Source organism: Agrococcus sp. Marseille-Q4369 (assembly GCF_018308945.1).
GTDB lineage: Bacteria > Actinomycetota > Actinomycetes > Actinomycetales > Microbacteriaceae > Agrococcus.
The window spans coordinates 1,001,195-1,019,753 of the sequence record NZ_CP070501.1 but is presented as its reverse complement, the minus strand read 5'-3'; the positions used below and the strand labels follow the sequence as shown (position 1 = coordinate 1,019,753).

Annotated in this window: 18 protein-coding genes and 1 tRNA gene; 8 read left to right on the top strand and 11 right to left on the bottom strand. The window is 72.2% G+C overall.

Features of this window, described 5'->3' with window-relative positions; all coding sequences use genetic code 11:
* Positions 1 to 73: 73 nt before the first annotated feature.
* Genes JSQ78_RS05150 through JSQ78_RS05140 form a run of 3 tightly spaced genes read right to left on the bottom strand, consistent with a single transcriptional unit; the run spans position 74 to position 2,004 of the window.
* Positions 74 to 796, bottom strand: a complete 723-nt coding sequence (locus JSQ78_RS05150) for a hypothetical protein (RefSeq protein WP_211449921.1) — start codon at positions 794 to 796, stop codon at positions 74 to 76.
* On the bottom strand, positions 793 to 1,329 hold the full coding sequence (locus JSQ78_RS05145; protein WP_249295933.1) for a sigma-70 family RNA polymerase sigma factor: 537 nt from the start codon (positions 1,327 to 1,329) through the stop codon (positions 793 to 795). The genes JSQ78_RS05150 and JSQ78_RS05145 overlap by 4 nt, the downstream gene beginning before the upstream one ends.
* Positions 1,330 to 1,380: 51 nt before the next feature.
* Positions 1,381 to 2,004 (bottom strand): FMN-binding negative transcriptional regulator, encoded by a 624-nt coding sequence (locus JSQ78_RS05140; RefSeq protein ID WP_211449919.1) that lies wholly within the window; start codon positions 2,002 to 2,004, stop codon positions 1,381 to 1,383.
* Positions 2,005 to 2,222: 218 nt separating this feature from the next.
* On the opposite strand from JSQ78_RS05140, the gene JSQ78_RS05135 reads away from it, so the two are divergent.
* Positions 2,223 to 3,152 (top strand): putative endonuclease domain-containing protein, encoded by a 930-nt coding sequence (locus tag JSQ78_RS05135; protein ID WP_211449917.1) that lies wholly within the window; start codon positions 2,223 to 2,225, stop codon positions 3,150 to 3,152.
* A 168-nt stretch (positions 3,153 to 3,320) separates the two neighbouring features.
* On the opposite strand, the gene JSQ78_RS05130 is transcribed toward JSQ78_RS05135, so the two are convergent.
* The gene (locus JSQ78_RS05130) at positions 3,321 to 5,192 is read right to left on the bottom strand and encodes a phosphoenolpyruvate carboxykinase (GTP) (RefSeq protein ID WP_211449916.1); all 1,872 of its coding nucleotides are present in this window, start codon (positions 5,190 to 5,192) and stop codon (positions 3,321 to 3,323) included.
* A 246-nt stretch (positions 5,193 to 5,438) separates the two neighbouring features.
* Here JSQ78_RS05130 and JSQ78_RS05125 point away from each other — a divergent pair, with 246 nt between their 5' ends.
* From JSQ78_RS05125 to JSQ78_RS05110, 4 genes are all read left to right on the top strand, one after another.
* Positions 5,439 to 6,872 (top strand): helix-turn-helix domain-containing protein, encoded by a 1,434-nt coding sequence (locus JSQ78_RS05125; RefSeq protein ID WP_211449914.1) that lies wholly within the window; start codon positions 5,439 to 5,441, stop codon positions 6,870 to 6,872.
* An 86-nt stretch (positions 6,873 to 6,958) separates the two neighbouring features.
* The gene (locus tag JSQ78_RS05120) at positions 6,959 to 7,606 is read left to right on the top strand and encodes an arsenate reductase/protein-tyrosine-phosphatase family protein (protein WP_211449912.1); all 648 of its coding nucleotides are present in this window, start codon (positions 6,959 to 6,961) and stop codon (positions 7,604 to 7,606) included.
* Positions 7,607 to 7,614: 8 nt separating this feature from the next.
* On the top strand, positions 7,615 to 8,070 hold the full coding sequence (locus JSQ78_RS05115) for a helix-turn-helix transcriptional regulator (protein WP_211450523.1): 456 nt from the start codon (positions 7,615 to 7,617) through the stop codon (positions 8,068 to 8,070).
* The gene (locus JSQ78_RS05110; protein ID WP_211449910.1) at positions 8,067 to 8,477 is read left to right on the top strand and encodes a VOC family protein; all 411 of its coding nucleotides are present in this window, start codon (positions 8,067 to 8,069) and stop codon (positions 8,475 to 8,477) included. Before JSQ78_RS05115 ends, JSQ78_RS05110 begins: the two co-directional genes overlap by 4 nt.
* A gap of 11 nt (positions 8,478 to 8,488) precedes the next feature.
* Here the strand turns inward: JSQ78_RS05110 and JSQ78_RS05105 are convergent, their stop codons facing one another.
* From JSQ78_RS05105 to JSQ78_RS05075, 7 genes are all read right to left on the bottom strand, one after another.
* Positions 8,489 to 9,367: an alpha/beta fold hydrolase gene (locus JSQ78_RS05105; protein WP_211449908.1), complete on the bottom strand. Its 879-nt coding sequence runs from the start codon at positions 9,365 to 9,367 to the stop codon at positions 8,489 to 8,491.
* Between the two features lie 106 nt (positions 9,368 to 9,473).
* A complete protein-coding gene (locus JSQ78_RS05100) occupies positions 9,474 to 11,666 on the bottom strand; it encodes a heavy metal translocating P-type ATPase (RefSeq protein WP_211449907.1) in 2,193 nt (730 codons plus the stop codon).
* Between the two features lie 129 nt (positions 11,667 to 11,795).
* On the bottom strand, positions 11,796 to 12,119 hold the full coding sequence (locus tag JSQ78_RS05095) for a heavy-metal-associated domain-containing protein (RefSeq protein WP_249295932.1): 324 nt from the start codon (positions 12,117 to 12,119) through the stop codon (positions 11,796 to 11,798).
* 31 nt (positions 12,120 to 12,150) lie between these two features.
* Positions 12,151 to 12,447: a metal-sensitive transcriptional regulator gene (locus JSQ78_RS05090; protein ID WP_211449905.1), complete on the bottom strand. Its 297-nt coding sequence runs from the start codon at positions 12,445 to 12,447 to the stop codon at positions 12,151 to 12,153.
* A gap of 41 nt (positions 12,448 to 12,488) precedes the next feature.
* Complete coding sequence (locus JSQ78_RS05085; protein ID WP_211449903.1) at positions 12,489 to 13,079, bottom strand: TetR/AcrR family transcriptional regulator; 591 nt, start codon at positions 13,077 to 13,079, stop codon at positions 12,489 to 12,491.
* Between the two features lie 96 nt (positions 13,080 to 13,175).
* Positions 13,176 to 13,248 (bottom strand) — tRNA-Arg (locus JSQ78_RS05080).
* Positions 13,249 to 13,311: 63 nt separating this feature from the next.
* The gene (locus JSQ78_RS05075) at positions 13,312 to 13,950 is read right to left on the bottom strand and encodes a TetR/AcrR family transcriptional regulator (RefSeq protein ID WP_211449901.1); all 639 of its coding nucleotides are present in this window, start codon (positions 13,948 to 13,950) and stop codon (positions 13,312 to 13,314) included.
* Between the two features lie 421 nt (positions 13,951 to 14,371).
* On the opposite strand from JSQ78_RS05075, the gene JSQ78_RS05070 reads away from it, so the two are divergent.
* The 3 genes from JSQ78_RS05070 to JSQ78_RS05060 are packed head-to-tail and all read left to right on the top strand — an operon-like array spanning position 14,372 to position 18,500.
* Positions 14,372 to 16,042: a GspE/PulE family protein gene (locus JSQ78_RS05070; protein WP_211449899.1), complete on the top strand. Its 1,671-nt coding sequence runs from the start codon at positions 14,372 to 14,374 to the stop codon at positions 16,040 to 16,042.
* Positions 16,039 to 17,277 (top strand): type IV pilus twitching motility protein PilT, encoded by a 1,239-nt coding sequence (locus JSQ78_RS05065; protein ID WP_283245035.1) that lies wholly within the window; start codon positions 16,039 to 16,041, stop codon positions 17,275 to 17,277. Before JSQ78_RS05070 ends, JSQ78_RS05065 begins: the two co-directional genes overlap by 4 nt.
* Positions 17,274 to 18,500 carry a type II secretion system F family protein gene (locus JSQ78_RS05060; RefSeq protein ID WP_211449897.1) on the top strand — a complete coding sequence of 409 codons (1,227 nt, stop codon included), beginning with the start codon at positions 17,274 to 17,276 and terminating at the stop codon, positions 18,498 to 18,500. The genes JSQ78_RS05065 and JSQ78_RS05060 overlap by 4 nt, the downstream gene beginning before the upstream one ends.
* Positions 18,501 to 18,559: the final 59 nt, after the last annotated feature.

The following is an 18,559-nucleotide window of genomic DNA, read 5'->3' as shown; positions in this document are numbered from 1 at the left end:
GTCTAACCAGCGCAGGTGTCGGCGAGCCCGGGGGATGGCCCCCAGTCGCGCCCGCTCTCAGCGAACGCGGCCGTCAGCCGGTCCGGTACGGATCGCCGACGACGACGCGCTGCGCGCCGCTCGCATCGGTGAGCCAGACGACCGGGGCCGGTCCGGCGGGGTCGCCGCCGCCGCACGCGACCGGCGCGGCGAGCACGAGGGGCACGCCGAGCATGACGGTGCCGTCCGTGCCGCCGCCCGCGCCTTCGATCGAGCCGTGGCGAGCGGAGCCCCGCAGGCGCTCGACGGCGGGGTCGCCGGGGTCGGGTACCTCGACGATCCTGCCCGTGCCGCGCTCGACGAGCGCGACGCCGATGCCGTCGACCTGGAAGGTGGCGTCCTCGAGGAAGGTGAAGGAGACATCCGCGACGCCGTCGTCCGGGTCGTCCTCGAACGCGACGTCGACGCCGAGCGCCGCCTCTGCATCCTCGATCGCGCACGCGTCGGCGGCCTGCGCCGCGCCGGCCGCGCCCGAGTCGCCGCCAGCGTGCTGCTCGGCCGGCGCCTGCTCGGGCGCCGCCTCCTGCGCGGCGCCGTGATCCGACATGACCGTGCTCGACGGCGACATCGGCGAGAGCCCCGGCACGACGAACGGCGCGACGATGAGCACCCCGGCGCCCGTCACCGCCGCGGTGACGGCCGCGACCTTCGGACGCCGGCGCTTCCGCGCCCGCTCGACCACCGCATCCACGTCGAGCCTGCCCGCAGGGCCGGGCAGCTCTCGCAGCCGACGACGCAGCTCCTCCTCGCCGCTCATGCCGTCCCTCCCGGCGCCCGCTCCTCGCGCTGCAAGCGACCCTGCTCGCGCTCGAGGATCCCGCGCAGCTTGCCCAGCGCATCCGACAGGTACCGCTTCACCGCGCCCGCCGAGATGCCGAGCTCGGTCGCGATCTGCTCGACGGTGCGGTCCTCGTCGAAGCGCAGCACGATGCACGCGCGCTCGCGCGGCGTGAGGCGCTGCAGCCGTGCGGCCATGTCGAGCCGCTCGCCCGTGAGCGTCGAGCCCGAGTCGAGCCGCTCGCGCTCGCCGACGAGCGGCGCGATGCGGCGCCACCGCTGCCCGCGGCGCGCGCGGTCGAGGAAGCGGTTGGCGATCGCGCGCCGCACGTAGGCCTCGGCCTGCTCGACCTCGAAGCCGTTGCGCAGCCGACCGAACGTCGCCGCGAGCGCGTCCTGCACCATGTCGCGCGCCTCCTCCTCATCGCCGCTGAGGAGCATCGCGTACCGCACGAGCGCACCGCCGCGCTCGGCGACCAGCTCGGCCACCACCAGCTCCCACCTGGCTGCCACGCGATCCTCCCTCTACCCCTGTCGACGAACGAGCGCAGTCGAACGTTGGGGTCAGGCTCCGGCGGCGCGCATGCGCGCGGCGAGAGGGGGGTTGGATGCGTCGAGGTGCTCGAGCACGCTCGCTCGCGTCTCGGGGCTCTTGTTCTGGCTCATCTTCGACTTCGCGTCGAACTCGCGGACGGTCAGCCGCAGCCCGATCGTGCCCATCGCCATGCCGCGGTTGCCCTCGTCGTCGATGTCGAGCCGCACGCCGCCATCGGGCGCGTAGGCCTGCTCGAAGTGCGCGACGAGCTGCTGAAGCGTGCGCATGTTCGCGTCGGCGTCGAGCACCTCGACGTCGCAGCGCATCGTCGCCATCTCGAAGTTCCACGTCGGCACCTGGCCGACGTCGTCGCCGACGTACCAGCTGGGCGACACGTAGCCGTGCGCGCCTTGCGCGACGACGAGCATCTCGTGCGGGCCGGGCGCGAGCAGCCCGTGCAGCCGCGCGTCGGCACGGCCGAGGTGGGTGAGCAGCGCGAGCTCGCCCTCGGGCGCGGCCTCGTCGAGCAGCACGGGGGAGGGGGATGCGACGGGCCCGTTCGCGGGATGCGACACGAGCAGCATCCACGGCGCGCGGCGGATGAGGTCGCGCACCTCGGTCTCGCCGGTGCGGTAGAGCGGATTGGGCTGCACGCCCCCATGGTGGCGCATGGAGCGCGCTTCCCGCGCCCGCCCCGCCCGTCGCTGCTCCCCACTCTCTTCGCAGATGTGTGGCGATCGGCTTCTATCGCGCAGCCTTGCCAGCCGATCCTCACACATCTCTCGACGGCGCTCGTGGTGGCGGACGTCCCCATCCACACGAGGTGTCCGGCGGCGCTCGCGGTGCCGCGGGGATGCAGCATGCTCCGCGGATGCGTCAACCGACTCGGCTGCCAGACCCGTTCGCGACGGAGCCCTTCCGCGTCGCCGAGGCGTTGAAGGCGGGCGTAGGCCGCGGCAGGCTGCGCGGGAGTGATCTGATCGTGCCGTTCAAGCGCGTGCGCACCGCGGCGATCACCGATGTGCGCAGCCTTGCCCTCGCTTACGCGACGGTGATGGCGCCGCATCAGATGTACGGCGGGATCACCGCCGCGCGGCTCTGGGGCTTGCCGCTCGCGAAGGACTGGCACCGCGATGAGGAGCTCGTGATCGCGCGGGCGCACGGCAGCAATCGAGGCTACGCGAAGGGCACGAGGCACATCGCGGTCCACGGCACCCGCCTCTTCAAGATGCGCTCGGAGGGGCTCGTCCTGCTGGAGCCGCTCGCGACCGCGCTCTCGCTAGCGCGCGAGCTCGACCACGAAGCGCTCGTGCAGGTGCTCGACGCGCTGCTCACGCCGTCGCGCTGGTACCCCGGTCTGCGGCTGCCGCGCAAGCCGGAGCAGCCGTACGCCACGCCGGAGCAGCTGACCGCGTTCATCGAGCGCTGCGCAGGACTCGCGGGAATCACGGCCCTCCGCGCCGCGGCTCTCGACGCGCGCGTCGGGGTCGACTCGCGCTTCGAGACCATCACACGGCTGCTGATCGTCGAGGCGGGGCTGCCCGAGCCGCTTGTGCATCCGCTCGTCGTCATCGACGGCATCGAGTGGCATCCCGACCTCGCGTACCCAGAGCTGAAGATCGCGATCGAGTACGAGGGGGACGGCCACCGCGGCGAGCGGCAGTGGCACGTCGACATCGACCGCTACGCGCGCTTCGAGGCCGCGGGCTGGATCAACGTGCGGGTGACGCGCGACCACATGGCTCGCCGCGGCGCCCACTTCGTGGATCGCGTGCGAGCCGCGCGCGCTCGACGCACTTGACGCATCCACGGCTTCGCTGGGAGAAGTGTGGCGATGTGCGCTGTCGCGCGCGACATTGGAGCAGATCGCCACACATCCATGCTGCAGAGGCGGCCGGCGCATGCCTGCGGAGACGCCAGCGGCGCGACCCCGAGGGGCCGCGCCGCTGCGCGAACGAGCGAGGAGCCGTCAGACGCCGACGGGCTGCGCCTGCTGCACGTGCTCGAGGCGCCACCGCACGTGGTTCAGCTGGCGCACGAGGCCGGTCGGCAGCGCGCGGCCGAACTGGCCGAAGAACGCCTCGACGTCGACGAGCTCGTTCAGCCACGCCTTCGCGTCGATCTCGAACAGCTCCTCGACGACCGCGTCGTCGATGTCGAGCCCCTCGAGGTTGAGCGCGCCCTCCGCGGGCAGCACGCCGATCGCGGTGTCGACGCCCGCGGCGGTGCCGGCGACGCGGCCCGCGATCCACTCGAGCACGCGCGCGTTCTCGCCGAATCCCGGCCACAGGAAGCCGCCCTCGTCGTCGCGACGGAACCAGTTGACCGAGAAGATCTTCGGCGCGTGGCGGCCGAGGCGGTGACCCATGTCGATCCAGTGGGTGAAGTAGTCGCCCATGTTGTAGCCGCAGAAGGGCAGCATCGCGAACGGGTCGCGGCGGATCTCCCCGACCGGACCCTCGGCCGCCGCCGTCTGCTGGCTCGAGACGGTCGCGCCGACGTAGACGCCGTGCTCCCAGTCGCGCGCCTGCAGCACGAGCGGCACCTGCGTGGGGCGGCGGCCGCCGAAGATGATCGCGTCGACGGGCACGCCCTCGGGCGCCTCCCAGTCGGGGGCGATCGACGGCGCCTGCTCGGCGCGCACCGTGAAGCGCGCGTTCGGGTGCGCGGCGGGGCCGTTGGCCGGGTCGTAGGGGTTGCCGAGCCAGTCGGTGAGGCCCTCGGGGGCCTCCTTGGTCATGCCCTCCCACCACACGTCGCCGTCGGCGGTGAGCGCGACGTTGGTGAAGATCGTGTCGTGCTCGAGCATCGCCATCGCGGTGGCGTTCGTCGCCTCGCTCGTGCCGGGGGCGACGCCGAAGAAGCCGTTCTCGGGGTTGATCGCCCAGAGGCGGCCGTCCTTGCCGGGGCGCATCCAGACGATGTCGTCGCCGAGCGTCTCGACCTTCCAGCCGGGGATGGTGGGCCGCAGCATCGCGAGGTTCGTCTTGCCGCACGCCGACGGGAAGGCGCCGGCGATGTGCACGCGGCGGCCGTCGTCGTGCGTCATGCGCAGCAGCAGCATGTGCTCGGCGAGCCAGCCCTCGTCGCGCGCCTGCACCGAGGCGATGCGCAGCGCGAAGCACTTCTTGGCGAGCAGCGCGTTGCCGCCGTACGCCGAGCCGAACGACCAGATCTCGCGCGTCTCGGGGAAGTGCGAGATGTAGCGGGTCGGGTTGCACGGCCACGGCACGTCCTGCTGGCCGGGGTCGAGCGGCGCGCCGACCGAGTGCACGGCGGGCACCCAGTCGTCGGTGCCGTGCATCGCCTGCAGCGCCTCGGTGCCGACGCGCGTCATGTAGTGCATGGATGCGACGACGTACGGGGAGTCGGTGATCTCGATGCCGAGCTTGGAGATCGGGCCGCCGACGGGGCCCATCGAGAAGGGGATGACGTACATCGTGCGACCGCGCATCGCGCCGTCGAACAGGCCGCCGAGCACCTGGCGCATCGACTCGGGGTCGCGCCAGTTGTTCGTGGGGCCAGCGTCCTCGCGGTCCTCGGAGCAGATGAAGGTGCGGTCCTCCATGCGGGCGACGTCATCGGGGTTCGAGCGCGCGAGGTAGCTGCCCGGCCGTGCGGGCACGGGCACGATCGTGCCGGCGTCGAGCATCGTGCCGATGAGGCGCTGCAGCTCCTCCTGCGAGCCGTCCGCCCAGACGACGTCCTTCGGCTCGAGCAGCTCGGCGATCGACGCGACCCACGAGACGACGCCCGGGTCGGCGCCGGCGGGCGCGCTCACCGATGCGGGCTTCACGGTCTTGAAGGTGGAGCGGGACGGCGCGGGAGGGAGGATCGTCATGCTTCGAGTCAACTCCGTCGCGCCCCACGGCGCACACGCTCGGCCGCAAAGGTTCTGCGATTCCTTCGCGATCAGCAAGCGTCCGAGGGGACCGTGCGCGCTCACGGCCGCCAGATCGCAGCTCCGGCGCCCGATCACGATGCGCGCGCACGCCGCACGAGGCGTCGGATGCGTTGGGAACGCTCGGTCGGACGCGCCTCGGCGGGCGTAGTGCAAGGATCGTCGTTTCTTTCGTATGCTGGGTGCATGGTCGACGCAGCAGTCCTGGGGCACCGCATCCGTCACTTCCGCACCGCGACGGGGCTCACGCTCGACGCGCTCGGCGAGCGCATCGGGCTCGCCGGCAGCCAGCTCTCGCTCATCGAGAACGGCCACCGCGAGCCCAAGCTCAGCCACCTGCAGGCGATCGCCGAGACGCTCGGCGTCTCGACCGGCCAGCTGCTCGACCCCGAGCCGCCGAGCGAGCGCAGCCGCATGGAGCTCGACCTGCAGCGGCTGCAGGAGGGCGCGAGCTACAAGCGGCTCGGGCTGCCGCTCGTGCGGCCGACGCGCTCGATGGGCGACGACGTGCTCGGCGCGCTCGTGGGCCTGCACCGCGAGCTCGACCGCCGCGCGCGCGAGGCGATCGCGACGCCCGAGCAGGCCCGCCGCGACGCGACGGCGCTGCGCCACACGATGCGCGAGCGCAACAACTCGCTGCCGGAGATCGAGGAGCTCGCGGAGGAGCAGCTGCGCGCCGTCGGCTACGAGGGCGGCAGCCTCACGCACCGCACCGTGAGCGAGATCGCCGCGCGGCTCGGCTTCGAGCTCGTCTACGTCACCGACCTGCCGCACTCGACGCGCTCGGTCACCGATCTCGAGAACGGCCGCATCTACCTGCCGCCCGCGTCGATCCCCGGCGGCCACGGCCTGCGCTCGATGGCGCTGCAGGCGCTCGCGCACCGGCTGCTCGGCCACCACGAGCCGCGGGACTACCAGCAGTTCCTGCAGCAGCGGCTCGAGATCAACTACTTCGCCGCCGCGACGCTCATGCCGCGCTCGCGCGCCGTCGACTACCTCCGGAAGGCGAAGAAGGAGCGGAACCTCGCCGTCGAGGACTTCCGCGACGCGTTCGGCGTCACGCACGAGACCGCGGCGATGCGCTTCACGAACCTCGCGACGACCGACCTCGACATGCGCGTGCACTTCTTGCGCGTGCAGGAGGACGGCGCGCTCTCGCGCGTCTACGAGAACGATGGCCTGCCCGTGCCCGTCGACGCATCCGGCCACGCCGAGGGGCAGCTCGTCTGCCGCAGGTTCGCCGCCCGCACGGCGTTCGAGCGCACGAGCCGGACGACGGAGTTCTACCAGTACACCGACACGCCGAACGGCACCTTCTGGTGCTCGACGCAGACGGGCTCCGGCACCGACGGCGAGTTCTCGATCTCCTTCGGGGTGCGCTTCGACGACGCGAAGTTCTTCCGCGGCGCGCAGACCGCGTTCCGCGAGGTGTCGACGTGCCCCGACGAGCGCTGCTGCATCCGCCCGACCGACGGCCTGCAGGAGCGGTGGCGCCACCGCTCCTGGGCGTCGGCGCGCATGCACCAGCACACGCTCGCGCCGCTGCCGTCGGGCACCTACCCGGGCGTCGACGACGCCGAGCTCTACGAGTTCCTCGAGCGGCACGCGCCCGTCATCTGAGCCCGGTGCAGACCGGCAGCGGGCCCTTGAGCCGCGTCGACCGCGACGCCTAGCCTGAAGTCGCCACGTCGACCGAAGGAGCCGACATGACCGAGCGACCCGGCGGGCTCGACTCGCCCGACGAGACCCTGCGCCGCGGCGCTCGGCATCTCGCCGACTCGCATCCCCGGCTCGACGCGCGCCTCATCGAGCGCATCGTCTTCGAGTCGCACGCGACGCTCGCGCGCGGGGCGCGCATCCGCACGCACCTCCCGGCGCTCGCGCTCAAGTTCGCCGCCGATCGGCTGCGGGCGCTCGAGGTCGCCGACGCCGCGGGGGAGGGCGGCCCGAGGGAGGGCAGGCCCGTGCGCGTGCTCGTCGAGTCGATCCGCAACGACGGCATCTCGCAGATGGCGGCCGCGTTCCTCAACGCGCTCGGCGACGGCCGGGTCGAGGCGCTCTCGGCGGCGATCAATCCCGCCGACCAGGTGCTCCGCACGGTCGTCGACGTGATGGAGGAGGACGGCGTCCCGGTCGCCGCGAGCTACCCGAAGCCCGTCACCGACGACATCGCCCGCGCTGCCGACGTCATCATCACGATGCTCATCGAGCACCCCTTCGACCTCCGCGACGGCCAGCGCATCGAGGCGTGGGACTTCGACGACCCCGCGGGCCTCGGCACCGACGCGGTGCGACGCATCCGCGACCGCGTGCGGCGGCGAGTGGCCGAGTTCCTCGCCGCGCTCCCGGCGTGAGCGAGCGCATGGCCGACCTCGACGAGCTGCGGCGCCTGCGTCGCGCGCGCGACCGCATGGACCGCGAGCTCGCGCGGCCGCTCGACCTCGCCGTGATCGCGCCCACGGCGCTCATGGCGCAAGCGCACTTCAGCCGCCGCTGCCGCGAGGCTTATGGCGAGGCGCCCTGCGCCTACCTCATGACGCGCCGCATCGAGCGGGCGGCGGCGCTCCTGCGCACGGGCGACGTGTCGGTGACGGATGCGTGCATGCGGGTCGGGTGCTCGAGCCTCGGCTCGTTCTCGGCGAGCTTCACGAAGCTCATGGGCGAGACGCCGAGCGCGTACCGCGCGCGCGAGCACGAGGCGCTCGACGGCATGCCGGGCTGCCTCGCGATGGTGCTCACGCGGCCGCGCAAGGGCGACCCGTCGAGCAGGTTCCGAGAAGCGCGGCGCGCGATGCCGGCCCTAGCCTCGAGCGCATGAGCATCTCCATCAGCGCAGTGCACGTGATCGTCGACGACCCGGATGCGGCGGTCGGGTTCTCCCGCGACGTCCTCGGGATGACCGTCACGAGCGAGGTCGAGAACGAGGGCTATCGCTGGGTGACCCTCTCGCCCGAGTCGCAGCCTGACATCCAGATCGTCCTCTCCCATCCGCGCGCGGGCCGCTCGGAGCAGGACGGCGAAGCGGTCGCCGCGCTGCTCGCGAAGGGCGAGCTCGGCAGCGTCAACCTGCGGGCGAGCGACCTCGAGGACGTCTTCGATCGGGCCGCCGCGCACGACGGCGTCGAGATCGTGCAGGAGCCGACCGAGCAGTTCTGGGGCGTGCGCGACATCGCGCTGCGCGATCCCGCGGGCAACCTCGTGCGGATCGAGCAGTCGGCCGGCTGAGCCGCCTCCGGTCACTCCGTCGCGATCCCGGCGAACTCGAGGATCCGGCGCGCGACCTCGGCCGGCTGCTCGTCGACGAGCCAGTGGCCGGTGCCCGGCAGCTCCTCGACGCGGATGCTCGGCGCGAAGCGCTCGACGTCGTCGAGCACGGCGCGCGAGACGAGCGGGTCGTCGGCGCCGTAGAGCACGAGCGTCGGCATCGTCGGCAACCGGTCGCGGTAGCCGCCGCGCAGGATGCGGAGGATCTCGGGCACGACGAGCTGGCGGTAGGTGCGGGAGCCGGCCCTGGCGCGATCGGGCTCGCGCAGCCGTGCGATGTACGCTTCGCGATCGCGCTCGCTCGCCCCACCCCGGACGGCGGAGGTCGAGAGGAGCCAGCGCGGCAGCCGCTGGGCGCCGCCGCCGAGCAGCCGCTCGCCGATACCCGGCATCGCGAGCGCCACCTGGTACCACGAGTGGCGCGCCGAGCGCAGCAGCGCGGGGGACCGCTTTACGTACATCGGAGGGACCGAGAGCACGACGAGGTGCGAGACGCGCTCGGGCCGGTCCATCGCGAGCCCGAGCGCGCCGAGCGCGCCGATGTCGTGCCCGACGACGACCGCTTGCTCGATGCCGAGCGCGTCGAGCAGCTCGACGAGGTCGCCGCACATCGTGTCGAGCCGGTAGGGGCCGTCGGGCGCCTCGCTGCGACCGGCGCCGCGCAGGTCGGGCGCGATCACGCGCGCGTGCGGCTCGAGCAGCGGCATGACGTGCGCCCACTCGCGCGAGCTCTGCGGGAACCCGTGCACGAGCACGACCGGCGTGCCCGAGCCTGACTCGACCACGTGCATCCGCAGGCCCGGCAGGTCGAGGAACCTCCCGCCCTCGACCGATCGCGATTCGCGCGCCATGGTCACCCCCGGAGGAGCCGCGACGCCAGCACGGCGTCGAGTGCCGCCGATGCTAGACCTGTCGCTCGCGGCGCGCCAGAGCAGCATTGCGCGCCGTGCACCTCGCTCAGGCGATCGGGCGGAACCAGCGCAGCGTGAGCGAGTGCAGCACGACGAAGACGCTCGAGAAGGCCATCGCGGCGCCCGCGATGAGCGGGCTCAGCATGCCGGCCATCGCGAGCGGGATCGCGAGCACGTTGTAGGCGAAGGCCCAGAAGAGGTTGCCGCGGATGGTGCGGAGCGTGCGGCGGGAGAGCGCGATCGCGTCGGCGGCGCCCGCGAGGTCGCCGTGCACGAGCGTGATGTCGGCGGCCTGCTGCGCCGCGTCGGTGCCGGTGCCCATCGCGAGACCGAGATCGGCCGCCGCGAGCGCCGCGGCGTCGTTGACCCCGTCGCCGGCCATCGCGACCTTCGCGCCGCGAGCCTGCTCGGCGCGCACGGCGTCGACCTTCTCGGCGGGGCTCACGCCGGCGATGACCCGCTCGATGCCGACCTCGTCGGCGACCGCGCGGGCAGCCCGCTCGTGATCGCCCGTGAGCATGACGACCTCGACGCCGAGCCGCGCGAGCCGCTCGACCGCGGCGCGGCTCGTCGCCTTGACGGTGTCGCGCACGCCGATCACGGCGCGCATCCGACCATCCCACGCGACCGCGAGCGCGGTCGCGCCCTTGCGCTCGAAGCGCTCGAACGCATCCGCGAGCTCGCTCGGCATCGACACGCCCCAGTCGTCGGCGAGCCACGCGGGCTTGCCGACCTGCACGGCGCGGCCCTCGGCGACGCCCACGACGCCGGCGCCCTGGGCGGCGCGCACGTCGCTCGCGACCGGCGCGTCCGGCGCAGCGGCCGCGATCGCCCGCGCGATCGGGTGCTCGCTCGCGCGCTCGACGGCGGCCGCGATGCGGAGCGCCTCGTCGGCGTCCTCACCGGCAGCCGCGACGACGCCCTCGACGCGCATCCGACCCTCGGTGACGGTGCCGGTCTTGTCGACGAGCATGGCCGAGATGCCGCGGCTCGACTCGAGCACGCGAGCGTCGCGAATGAGCACGCCGAGCTCGGCGCCGCGCGTCGTGCCGACGAGCAGCGCCGTCGGCGTCGCGAGCCCGAGCGCGCACGGGCAAGCGATGATGAGCGTCGCGACGGCGGCGGTGAAGGCCGCGGCGACGTCGCCGGTGAGCACGATCCAGCCGATGAGCGCGCCGAGCGCGAGCACGAGCACCGCGGGCACGAACCACTGCGAGACGCGGTCGGCGAGCCGCTGCACGTCGGCCTTGCCGTCCTGCGCGCGCCGCAGGAGCGAGGCGATGCGCTCGAGCTCGGTGTCGGCGCCGACGCGGCGCGCCCTGACGACGAGCATGCCGTGGCCGTTGATGGTCGCGCCGACGACCTCGCTGCCGGCCGTCACCTCGACGGGGAGCGACTCTCCCGTGAGCAGCGACGCGTCGATCGCCGACGCGCCCTCGACGACGACCCCGTCGGTCGCGATCTTCTCGCCCGGCACGACGCGGAAGCGGTCGCCGACCGCGAGCTGGCCGACCGGGATGCGCTCGTCGCCCGCCGCGCCGACGCGCGTGACCTCCTTCGCGCCCAGGCGCGCGAGCGCGCGCATCGCCTGCTGGTTCGAGCGCTTCGCGCGCGACTCGATGACCCGGCCGGCGAGCAGGAAGACCGTCACGAGCGCGGCGACCTCGAGGTAGAGCTCGTCGCCGTGCCCGCCGAACCACGACATCTCCATGCGCATGCCGATGTGGCCCGCATCGCCGAGCACGAGCGCCCACAGCGACCAGCCGAGCGCGGCGGTCACGCCGAGCGAGATGAGGGTGTCCATCGTGGCGGCGCCGTGCCGCAGGTTGATCGCAGCGGCGCGGTGGAAGGGCCACGCGCCCCACACGGCGACGGGCAGCGTCAGCACGAGCGCGACCCATTGCCAGCCGGGGAACTGCAGGGCGGGGATCATCGAGAGGACGCCCACGGGCACGGCGAGGGCGGCGGATGCGATGAGGCGCGTCGCGAGGCGCGTCCCGTGCTCGTCGCGCTCGGTCTCGGGCGCGGGCAGTGCGGCGGTGTAGCCGGTCTGCTCGACGGTGCGGATCGCATCGTCGACGGTCATGCCGCTCGGGAGCGTCACCCGCGCGACCTCGGTCGCGTAGTTGACGCTCGCCTCGACGCCGGGCAGCTTGCCGAGCTTGCGCTCGATCCTGCCGGCGCACGACGCGCACGTCATGCCGCCGATCTCGAGCTCGACGATCTGCGCTTCAGCCATGCCACGACGATACCCCCCAGGGGTATCGGTCGCCATCACCCGTTGGTCGAGTGAACCGGCGCAGCCGGTCGTGTCGAGACCAAGAGCGCCGGCCCCCTCAAGGGAAGCCGGCGCTCTCGAAGCCATCGCTCAGACGAGCGTGTAGCCAGCCTCGCTCACGGCCGCGCGCACGTCGTCGACGCGCAGTGCCGCATCCGACGCCACCGTGACCGTCGAGCGGCCGCCGGGGACGAGCTCGACCTCGACGCCCTCGACGCCCGCGAGGCCCGAGAGCTCCTCGGTGACCGACGAGACGCAGTGGCCGCACGTCATGCCCTCGACCTCGAAGGACTGCGAGACGGCGCCGTCGGCAGCCGGTGCGGGCGCGTGGCACGCGCCGCCGCAGCAGCCGCCGGCCTGGGGCTGCGCGTCGGCCTCGGCGGGGGTCGACATGATCTCGATGTTCTGCAGCATGGGTTGCCTTCCTAGGTGAGGCGGATCGGGGTCACGACCGCACGAGGCGCGCGATCGCGGCGCTCGCCTCGCTCAGCTTCTCCTGCGCGACGGGGCCGCCGCGCTCTGCCGCCTCGGCGACGCAGTGCGCGAGGTGATCCTCGAGCAGCTGGAGCGCGACCGTCTCGAGCGCCTTCGTCGCGGCCGACACCTGGGTCAGGATGTCGATGCAGTAGGCGTCCTCGTCGACCATGCGGGCGACGCCGCGCACCTGGCCCTCGGCGCGACGCAGGCGCTTGAGGAGCGCAGCCTTGTCAGCCGAGTAGCCGGGCGCCGAGTGGTCGATCATGATGCGCCCATCATACCCCCGAGGGGTATGCGCTACAAGGGTCAGGCGACGGCGCTCTCCACCTCGGTCGAGGCCCAGCTGCGCCAGATCGCCGCGAGCAGCGCGTCGAAGAGGTCGTCGGCCTGCTCGGCGGGGTAGAGGCCGAGCAGCTCGAGCGTGATGAAGCCGTGCACGCTCGCGAAGATCGTGCGCATGGCGGTCACGGGGTCGCCGTGCAGCGTGCCGGCGTCGATCGCCGCGGTCACGGCGTGCAGCAGCGGGTCGGTCGTGCTCTCGCGCGCCTCGTCGACGGCGGGGGAGTCCTCGCTGCGGCCGAACACCACCTGGAACATCGCGGAGTGCTCGCGTGCCCACGAGCGCATCGCATGCGCGAGCGCGGGCACGAGCTCTGCGGGCTCCTCCGCCTCGATCGCGTGCTGCGCATCGACGAAGGAGCGGGCGGCGCGGACGGTGATCGCCTCGACGAGCTCGCCGCGCGAGCCGAAGAGCGAGTAGACCGCCGACGTGGACGTGCCGACCGAGGCGACGAGCGGGCGCAGCGAGAAGTCGGGGCCCTCGACCGCCATCAGATCCGTGGCGGCTTCGAGCAGGCGCTGGCGCAAGTGCTCATCGTGGAGGCGAGGTCGTCCCATGCGGCAAACCCTACGTGCTTTCGTCCTGGCGGCCCGATGCGCCCACTGTGTGTTGCGGGGCCGCGGGGTGTGTGTTCCGTCGACAGCGCCTGTCGGTGCCCCCAGCAGGATTCGAACCTGCGGCCTTCTGCTCCGGAGGCAGACGCTCTATCCCCTGAGCTATGGGGGCCGGGCTGCCCGAGGCAGCGTCGATCAATCTACCACCGCGGCGACGAGCCGCCCGACCGCCGGCTCACTCGGCCGAGCTCAAGCCCGCCTCGAGGTCGTGGAACGCCCGGTCGATGAGCTCGGCGATCTCGCTCGCGCCCCCGTCGGCGTGCATCCACATGCGCATCGCCGTCTTGACCGCCGTGCTCGCCGCGCCGGCGACGAGCCGCGGGTAGCGGTCGGCCTCGGCATCGAGGCCCGCGCGCTCCGCGACCAGCGCCCGCACCGCATCCTCGAACGAGTCGTACTGCGCCGCGCGCTGCAGCTGCAGCGCGGGGTGCCGGTCGATGAGCTCCTCGCGCCGCCGCAGCACCTTCGCATCGGCCTTGCTCATGCCGCGCATGCGCGCGACGAGCGTCTCGCGCAGCGACTGCAGCGGGGGCTCGTCGGCGGGCCGTGACTCGAGGCCGTGCAGGAGGTCGAGCGGCGCGTGGCCGTCGACCGCGAGCACTGCGGCCTCCTTGGAGGGGAAGTAGTTCGACACGGTGCGCGGCGAGACGAAGGCGCGCTCGGCGATCTGGTCGATCGTCACGCCGTCGAGGCCGCGCTCGAGCGTGAGCTCGAAGGCCGCCTCGGCGATCGTGCGCCGCGTCAGGCGCTTCTTGCGCTCGCGAAGGCCGAGCATCGGCTCATCGTCGGCGCCGGTCGGTGCTGTCTGGGACATGGGGCCTCACTGGGGCGAGGATCGGCAGCTCGGATCCGTGCGCAGCCGCCCGCCCACTGGGGCACGGCCGGGCTCGGATGCGCCGTCGTGCTCCGTCGGTTCGGTGCCGGCGCAGGCGCGACGGCGTCGCAAGTCTGCGCTCGGCGACCGACTCGGTCAAGCCGAACGTGCCCCATCCGCACGAATGCTGAGGGAGCACCCGGAGCCCTGAGGAATCCCTGAGCATCATGAATGTTGCGTGCCGAGCAATCGGTGTGCCACTCTCACGGCGGTCGATCTCCCCAGGATCGATCGAAGCACCCCAGCACCGGAGCCCCCAGCTCCAAGGCCCTGTCACGAAGGTCCCTGAGATGTACGCACAGTCGTGTGCGATCGATGCGCCCTGCGCCGATCGCTCGGCGCGCAAGAATGCGCGGACGCCATGGCGTCGCTGACGTACTTGCTGGCTCGTCGCGGCGAGCTTTCGATAGCTCGCCGCGACCAGCTGCTCGCCGCCGGCCTCGACGACGAGGGAGCCATCCGCGCCCTCGTCGAGGACGGCACCATCACTGGCGCCCAGGCCGCGCGAGTGCGCGCCGAGCAGGCCGGCCTCCCGTTCGTCGTCGTGAGCGAGATGAACGTCGACCGAGCCGCCGCCTCCCGGGTGCCGAGCGCGATCGCGCGCCGGCACATCCTCCTCCCCGTCGCGCACGAGGAGGGCCGGCTCGTCGTCGCGATGACCGACCCCGCCGACGTGCTCGCGATCGACGACGTGCGCCAGGCCTCCGGCCTCGCCGTCGAGCCCGTCGTCGCCGAGCGCGGCGACCTGCTCGCAGCGATCGACCGCTTCCACCGCGCCGACTCCGAGCTGAGCGACATCACCTCCACAATCCAGGAGGAGCAGGAGGCAGCGGGCGCCGCCGACCCCTTCGGCTTCGGCATGGCCGACGCCGCCGACGAGGACGCCCCGATCGTGCGCTTCGTCAACCTGCTCGTCAACCAGGCCGTGCAGGACCGCGCGAGCGACATCCACATCGAGCCCGGCGAGTCATCGGTGCGCGTGCGCTTCCGCGTCGACGGCGTGCTGCACGAGATGCAGTCGGCCCCGAAGACGATGCAGCAGGGCATCATCTCTCGCCTCAAGATCATGAGCGACATCGACATCGCCGAGCGCCGCCGCCCGCAGGACGGCCGCATGTCGGTCATGCACGGCGGCCGCAAGGTCGACCTCCGCGTCGCGACGCTGCCGACGGTGTGGGGCGAGAAGGTCGTGATGCGCATCCTCGACACCGGCGGCACGCAGCTCCAGCTCTCCGACCTCGGCCTGCTGCCGCACAACTTCGAGCGCTACCAGGCGTCGTACAAGAAGCCCTACGGCATGATCCTCGTCACCGGGCCCACCGGATCCGGCAAGTCGACGACGCTCTACACGACCCTCAACGCCGTCGCGCGCACCGAGGTCAACGTCATCACGGTCGAGGATCCGGTCGAGTACCGGATGCCCGGGGTCAACCAGGTGCAAGTGCACGCGAAGGCGGGTCTCACGTTCGCGGCCGCGCTGCGCTCGATCCTGCGCTCCGACCCCGACGTTGTGCTCATCGGCGAGATCCGCGACCACGAGACGGCGCAGATCGCGATCGAGGCGTCGCTCACCGGCCATCTCGTGCTCTCGACGCTCCACACGAACGACGCCCCGAGCGCCGTCACGCGACTGACCGAGATGGGCATCGAGCCCTTCCTCGTCGGCTCGGCCCTCGACTGCGTCGTCGCCCAGCGCCTCGCGCGCCGCCTCTGCGACCGCTGCAAGGAGCCCGACCTCCGCAGCCCTGAGCAGTTCGCGGCGATGGGCTTCGAGGTCGGCGGCCAGCTCGGCGTGCACCGCGCGGTCGGCTGCACCCACTGCTCCGGCACCGGCTACCGCGGCCGCATCGCGATCCACGAGGTCATGACCGTCTCGGAGGAGATCGAGCGGCTCACGGTCGAGCGCGCCTCGACCTCCGACGTCGCGCGCGTCGCCGCGCAGCAGGGCATGCGCTCGCTGCGGCAGGACGCGTGGGAGAAGGCGACGCTCGGCCTCACGACGGTCGAGGAAGTGCAGCGGGTGATCGTATGAGCATCGACGTCCAGGGCATGCCGACGCGTGCGGCGCTGCGCCAGCAGTGGGCGCAGACCGAGTCGCCGGCTCCCGCTTCGACCGCCTTCCCGACCCCGACCGGCAGCGACGGCGACCTGCTGCTCGCGCTCGAGGCCGTCGTGCGCGCCGGCGCGTCCGACCTGCACGTGACGGCGGATGCGCATCCGACGATGCGCCTGGACGGCAAGCTCCTGCCGCTCGAGGAGTACGGCGTCTGGGCGGCCGCGCGCGTGCAGGCGGCGCTCACCGCCATCATGACGCCCGAGCAGCGCGAGATCTTCGAGCAGGAGCTCGAGCTCGACTTCGCCTACGACCTGAGCGCCGAGGCGCGGTTCCGCGTCAACATCTACCAGCAGCGCTCCGCGCGGGGCGCGGCCTTCCGCCTCATCCCCACGCGCATCCGCACGGTGGAGGAGCTCGACCTCCCGGCGGGCATCACGCGCTTCGCGACCCTGCCGCGCGGGCTCGTGCTCGTCACCGGTCCCACCGGCTCGGGCAAGTCGACGACGCTCGCGGCGCTCATCGACCTCATCAACCGCACGCGCGCGGAGCACATCGTGACGGTCGAGGACCCGATCGAGTTCATGCACCAGCACAAGAAGGCGGTCGTCAACCAGCGCGAGGTCGGGCATGACACCCACTCGTTCGCGGCGGCGCTCAAGCACGTGCTGCGCCAGGACCCCGACGTCATCCTCGTCGGCGAGATGCGCGACCTCGAGACGATCTCGGTCGCCCTCACCGCGGCCGAGACCGGCCACCTCGTCTTCGCGACCCTGCACACGCAGTCGGCGGCGCAGACGATCGACCGCATCATCGACGTCTACCCGCCGCACCAGCAGGGCCAGGTGCGTGCGCAGCTCGCCGCGACGCTGCAGGGCATCGTCTGCCAGACGCTCGTGCCGCGCGCGAGCGGCAAGGGCCGCGTCGCGGCGAGCGAGATCCTCATCGCCACGTCGGCGGTCTCGAACCTCATCCGCGAGGGCCAGATCCACCAGATCGGCAGCGCGCTGCAGTCGGGCGCCTCGCTCGGCATGCGCACGCTCGACCAGCACCTCGCTGAGCTCGTGAACCGCGGGGTCATCAAGGAGGATGCGGCGCGCGAGAAGGCGCACAACGTCGACGAGCTGCGCGGCATGCTCGCGACCGGCGGCATCGCTCCCGCGCTCGACACGGGCGTCGACTTCGGCGACTCCTTCTCGAGGGGGCAGCGATGACCTCGACGAAGACGTGGGCCTACAAGGGCCGCGAGCGCGACGGCAAGCTCGTCAAGGGCAAGCTCGACGCGCCCACGCAGGCGGCGGCGCTCTCGCGCATGCGCGACATGGGCCTCTCGCCCGTGAGCGTCGACGAGTCGGCGATGGGCACTGGCCTCAACCGCGAGATCAACCTCAACATCGGTCAGGCCGTCAAGCTCAAGGACCTCTCGGTCATGGCGCGACAGATGTCGACCATGATCGGCGCCGGCCTGTCGCTCCTCCGCACCCTCCACATCCTCTCGGAGCAGACGGACAACAAGACGCTCGCGAAGGTGCTCACCGAGGTGCGCGGCGACATCGAGACCGGCGGCACGCTCTCGCAGGCGTTCGGCAAGCACCGGAACGTCTTCCCGCCGCTCATGATCCACCTCATCGCCGCGGGCGAGACGGGCGGCTTCCTCGACGACGCGCTCGACGCGGTCGCGACGGCCTTCGAGAAGGAGGTCAAGCTCAAGAGCACCGTGCAGTCGGCGATGGCCTACCCGATCGTGGTCGTCGGCATGGCGATCGTCGCCGTCATCGCGATGATCTGGTTCATCGTGCCGATCTTCGAGGGCATGTTCGCCGACCTCGGGGGAGCGCTGCCGCTGCCGACGCAGATCCTCGTCACCATCTCGGCGAACATGGTGTGGCTCGGCCCGCTGCTCATCGTCGCGGCGATCGCCTTCAGCGTCTGGTGGGGCAAGAACAAGCACGCGCCCGAGGTGCGAGCGGTGCTCGACCCGGCGCTGCTGAAGCTCCCCGTCTTCGGCGACCTGCTGCGCAAGATCGCCCTCACCCGGTTCACCCGCAATTTCGCGGCGCTGCTGAAGGCGGGCGTGCCGATCGTACTCGCGCTGCAGGTCGTGGGCGAGATCTCGGGCAACAGCGTCATCCTGCAGGCGTCGAACCGCATCGCCGACGCCGTGCGGGAGGGGCGCCCGGTCGCCGAGCAGCTCGCGCAGGAGCCCGTCTTCCCGCCGATGGTCGTGCAGATGGTTGCGGTCGGCGAGGACGCCGGCTCGATGGAGCTCATGCTCTCGAAGATCGCCGACTCCTACGACAGCGACATCGAGTCCACAACCGCGCAGATGACGTCGATCATCGAGCCCATCCTCATCGCGGGCGTCGGCGCACTCATCGGCGGCATGATCATCGCCCTCTACATGCCTGTCTTCTCCATCTTCGAGCAGATCAACTGACCCGCTCGACCCACACGTATCCCTTCCCCTGTCCCAACCCCAACCCCAACAAGTAAGGA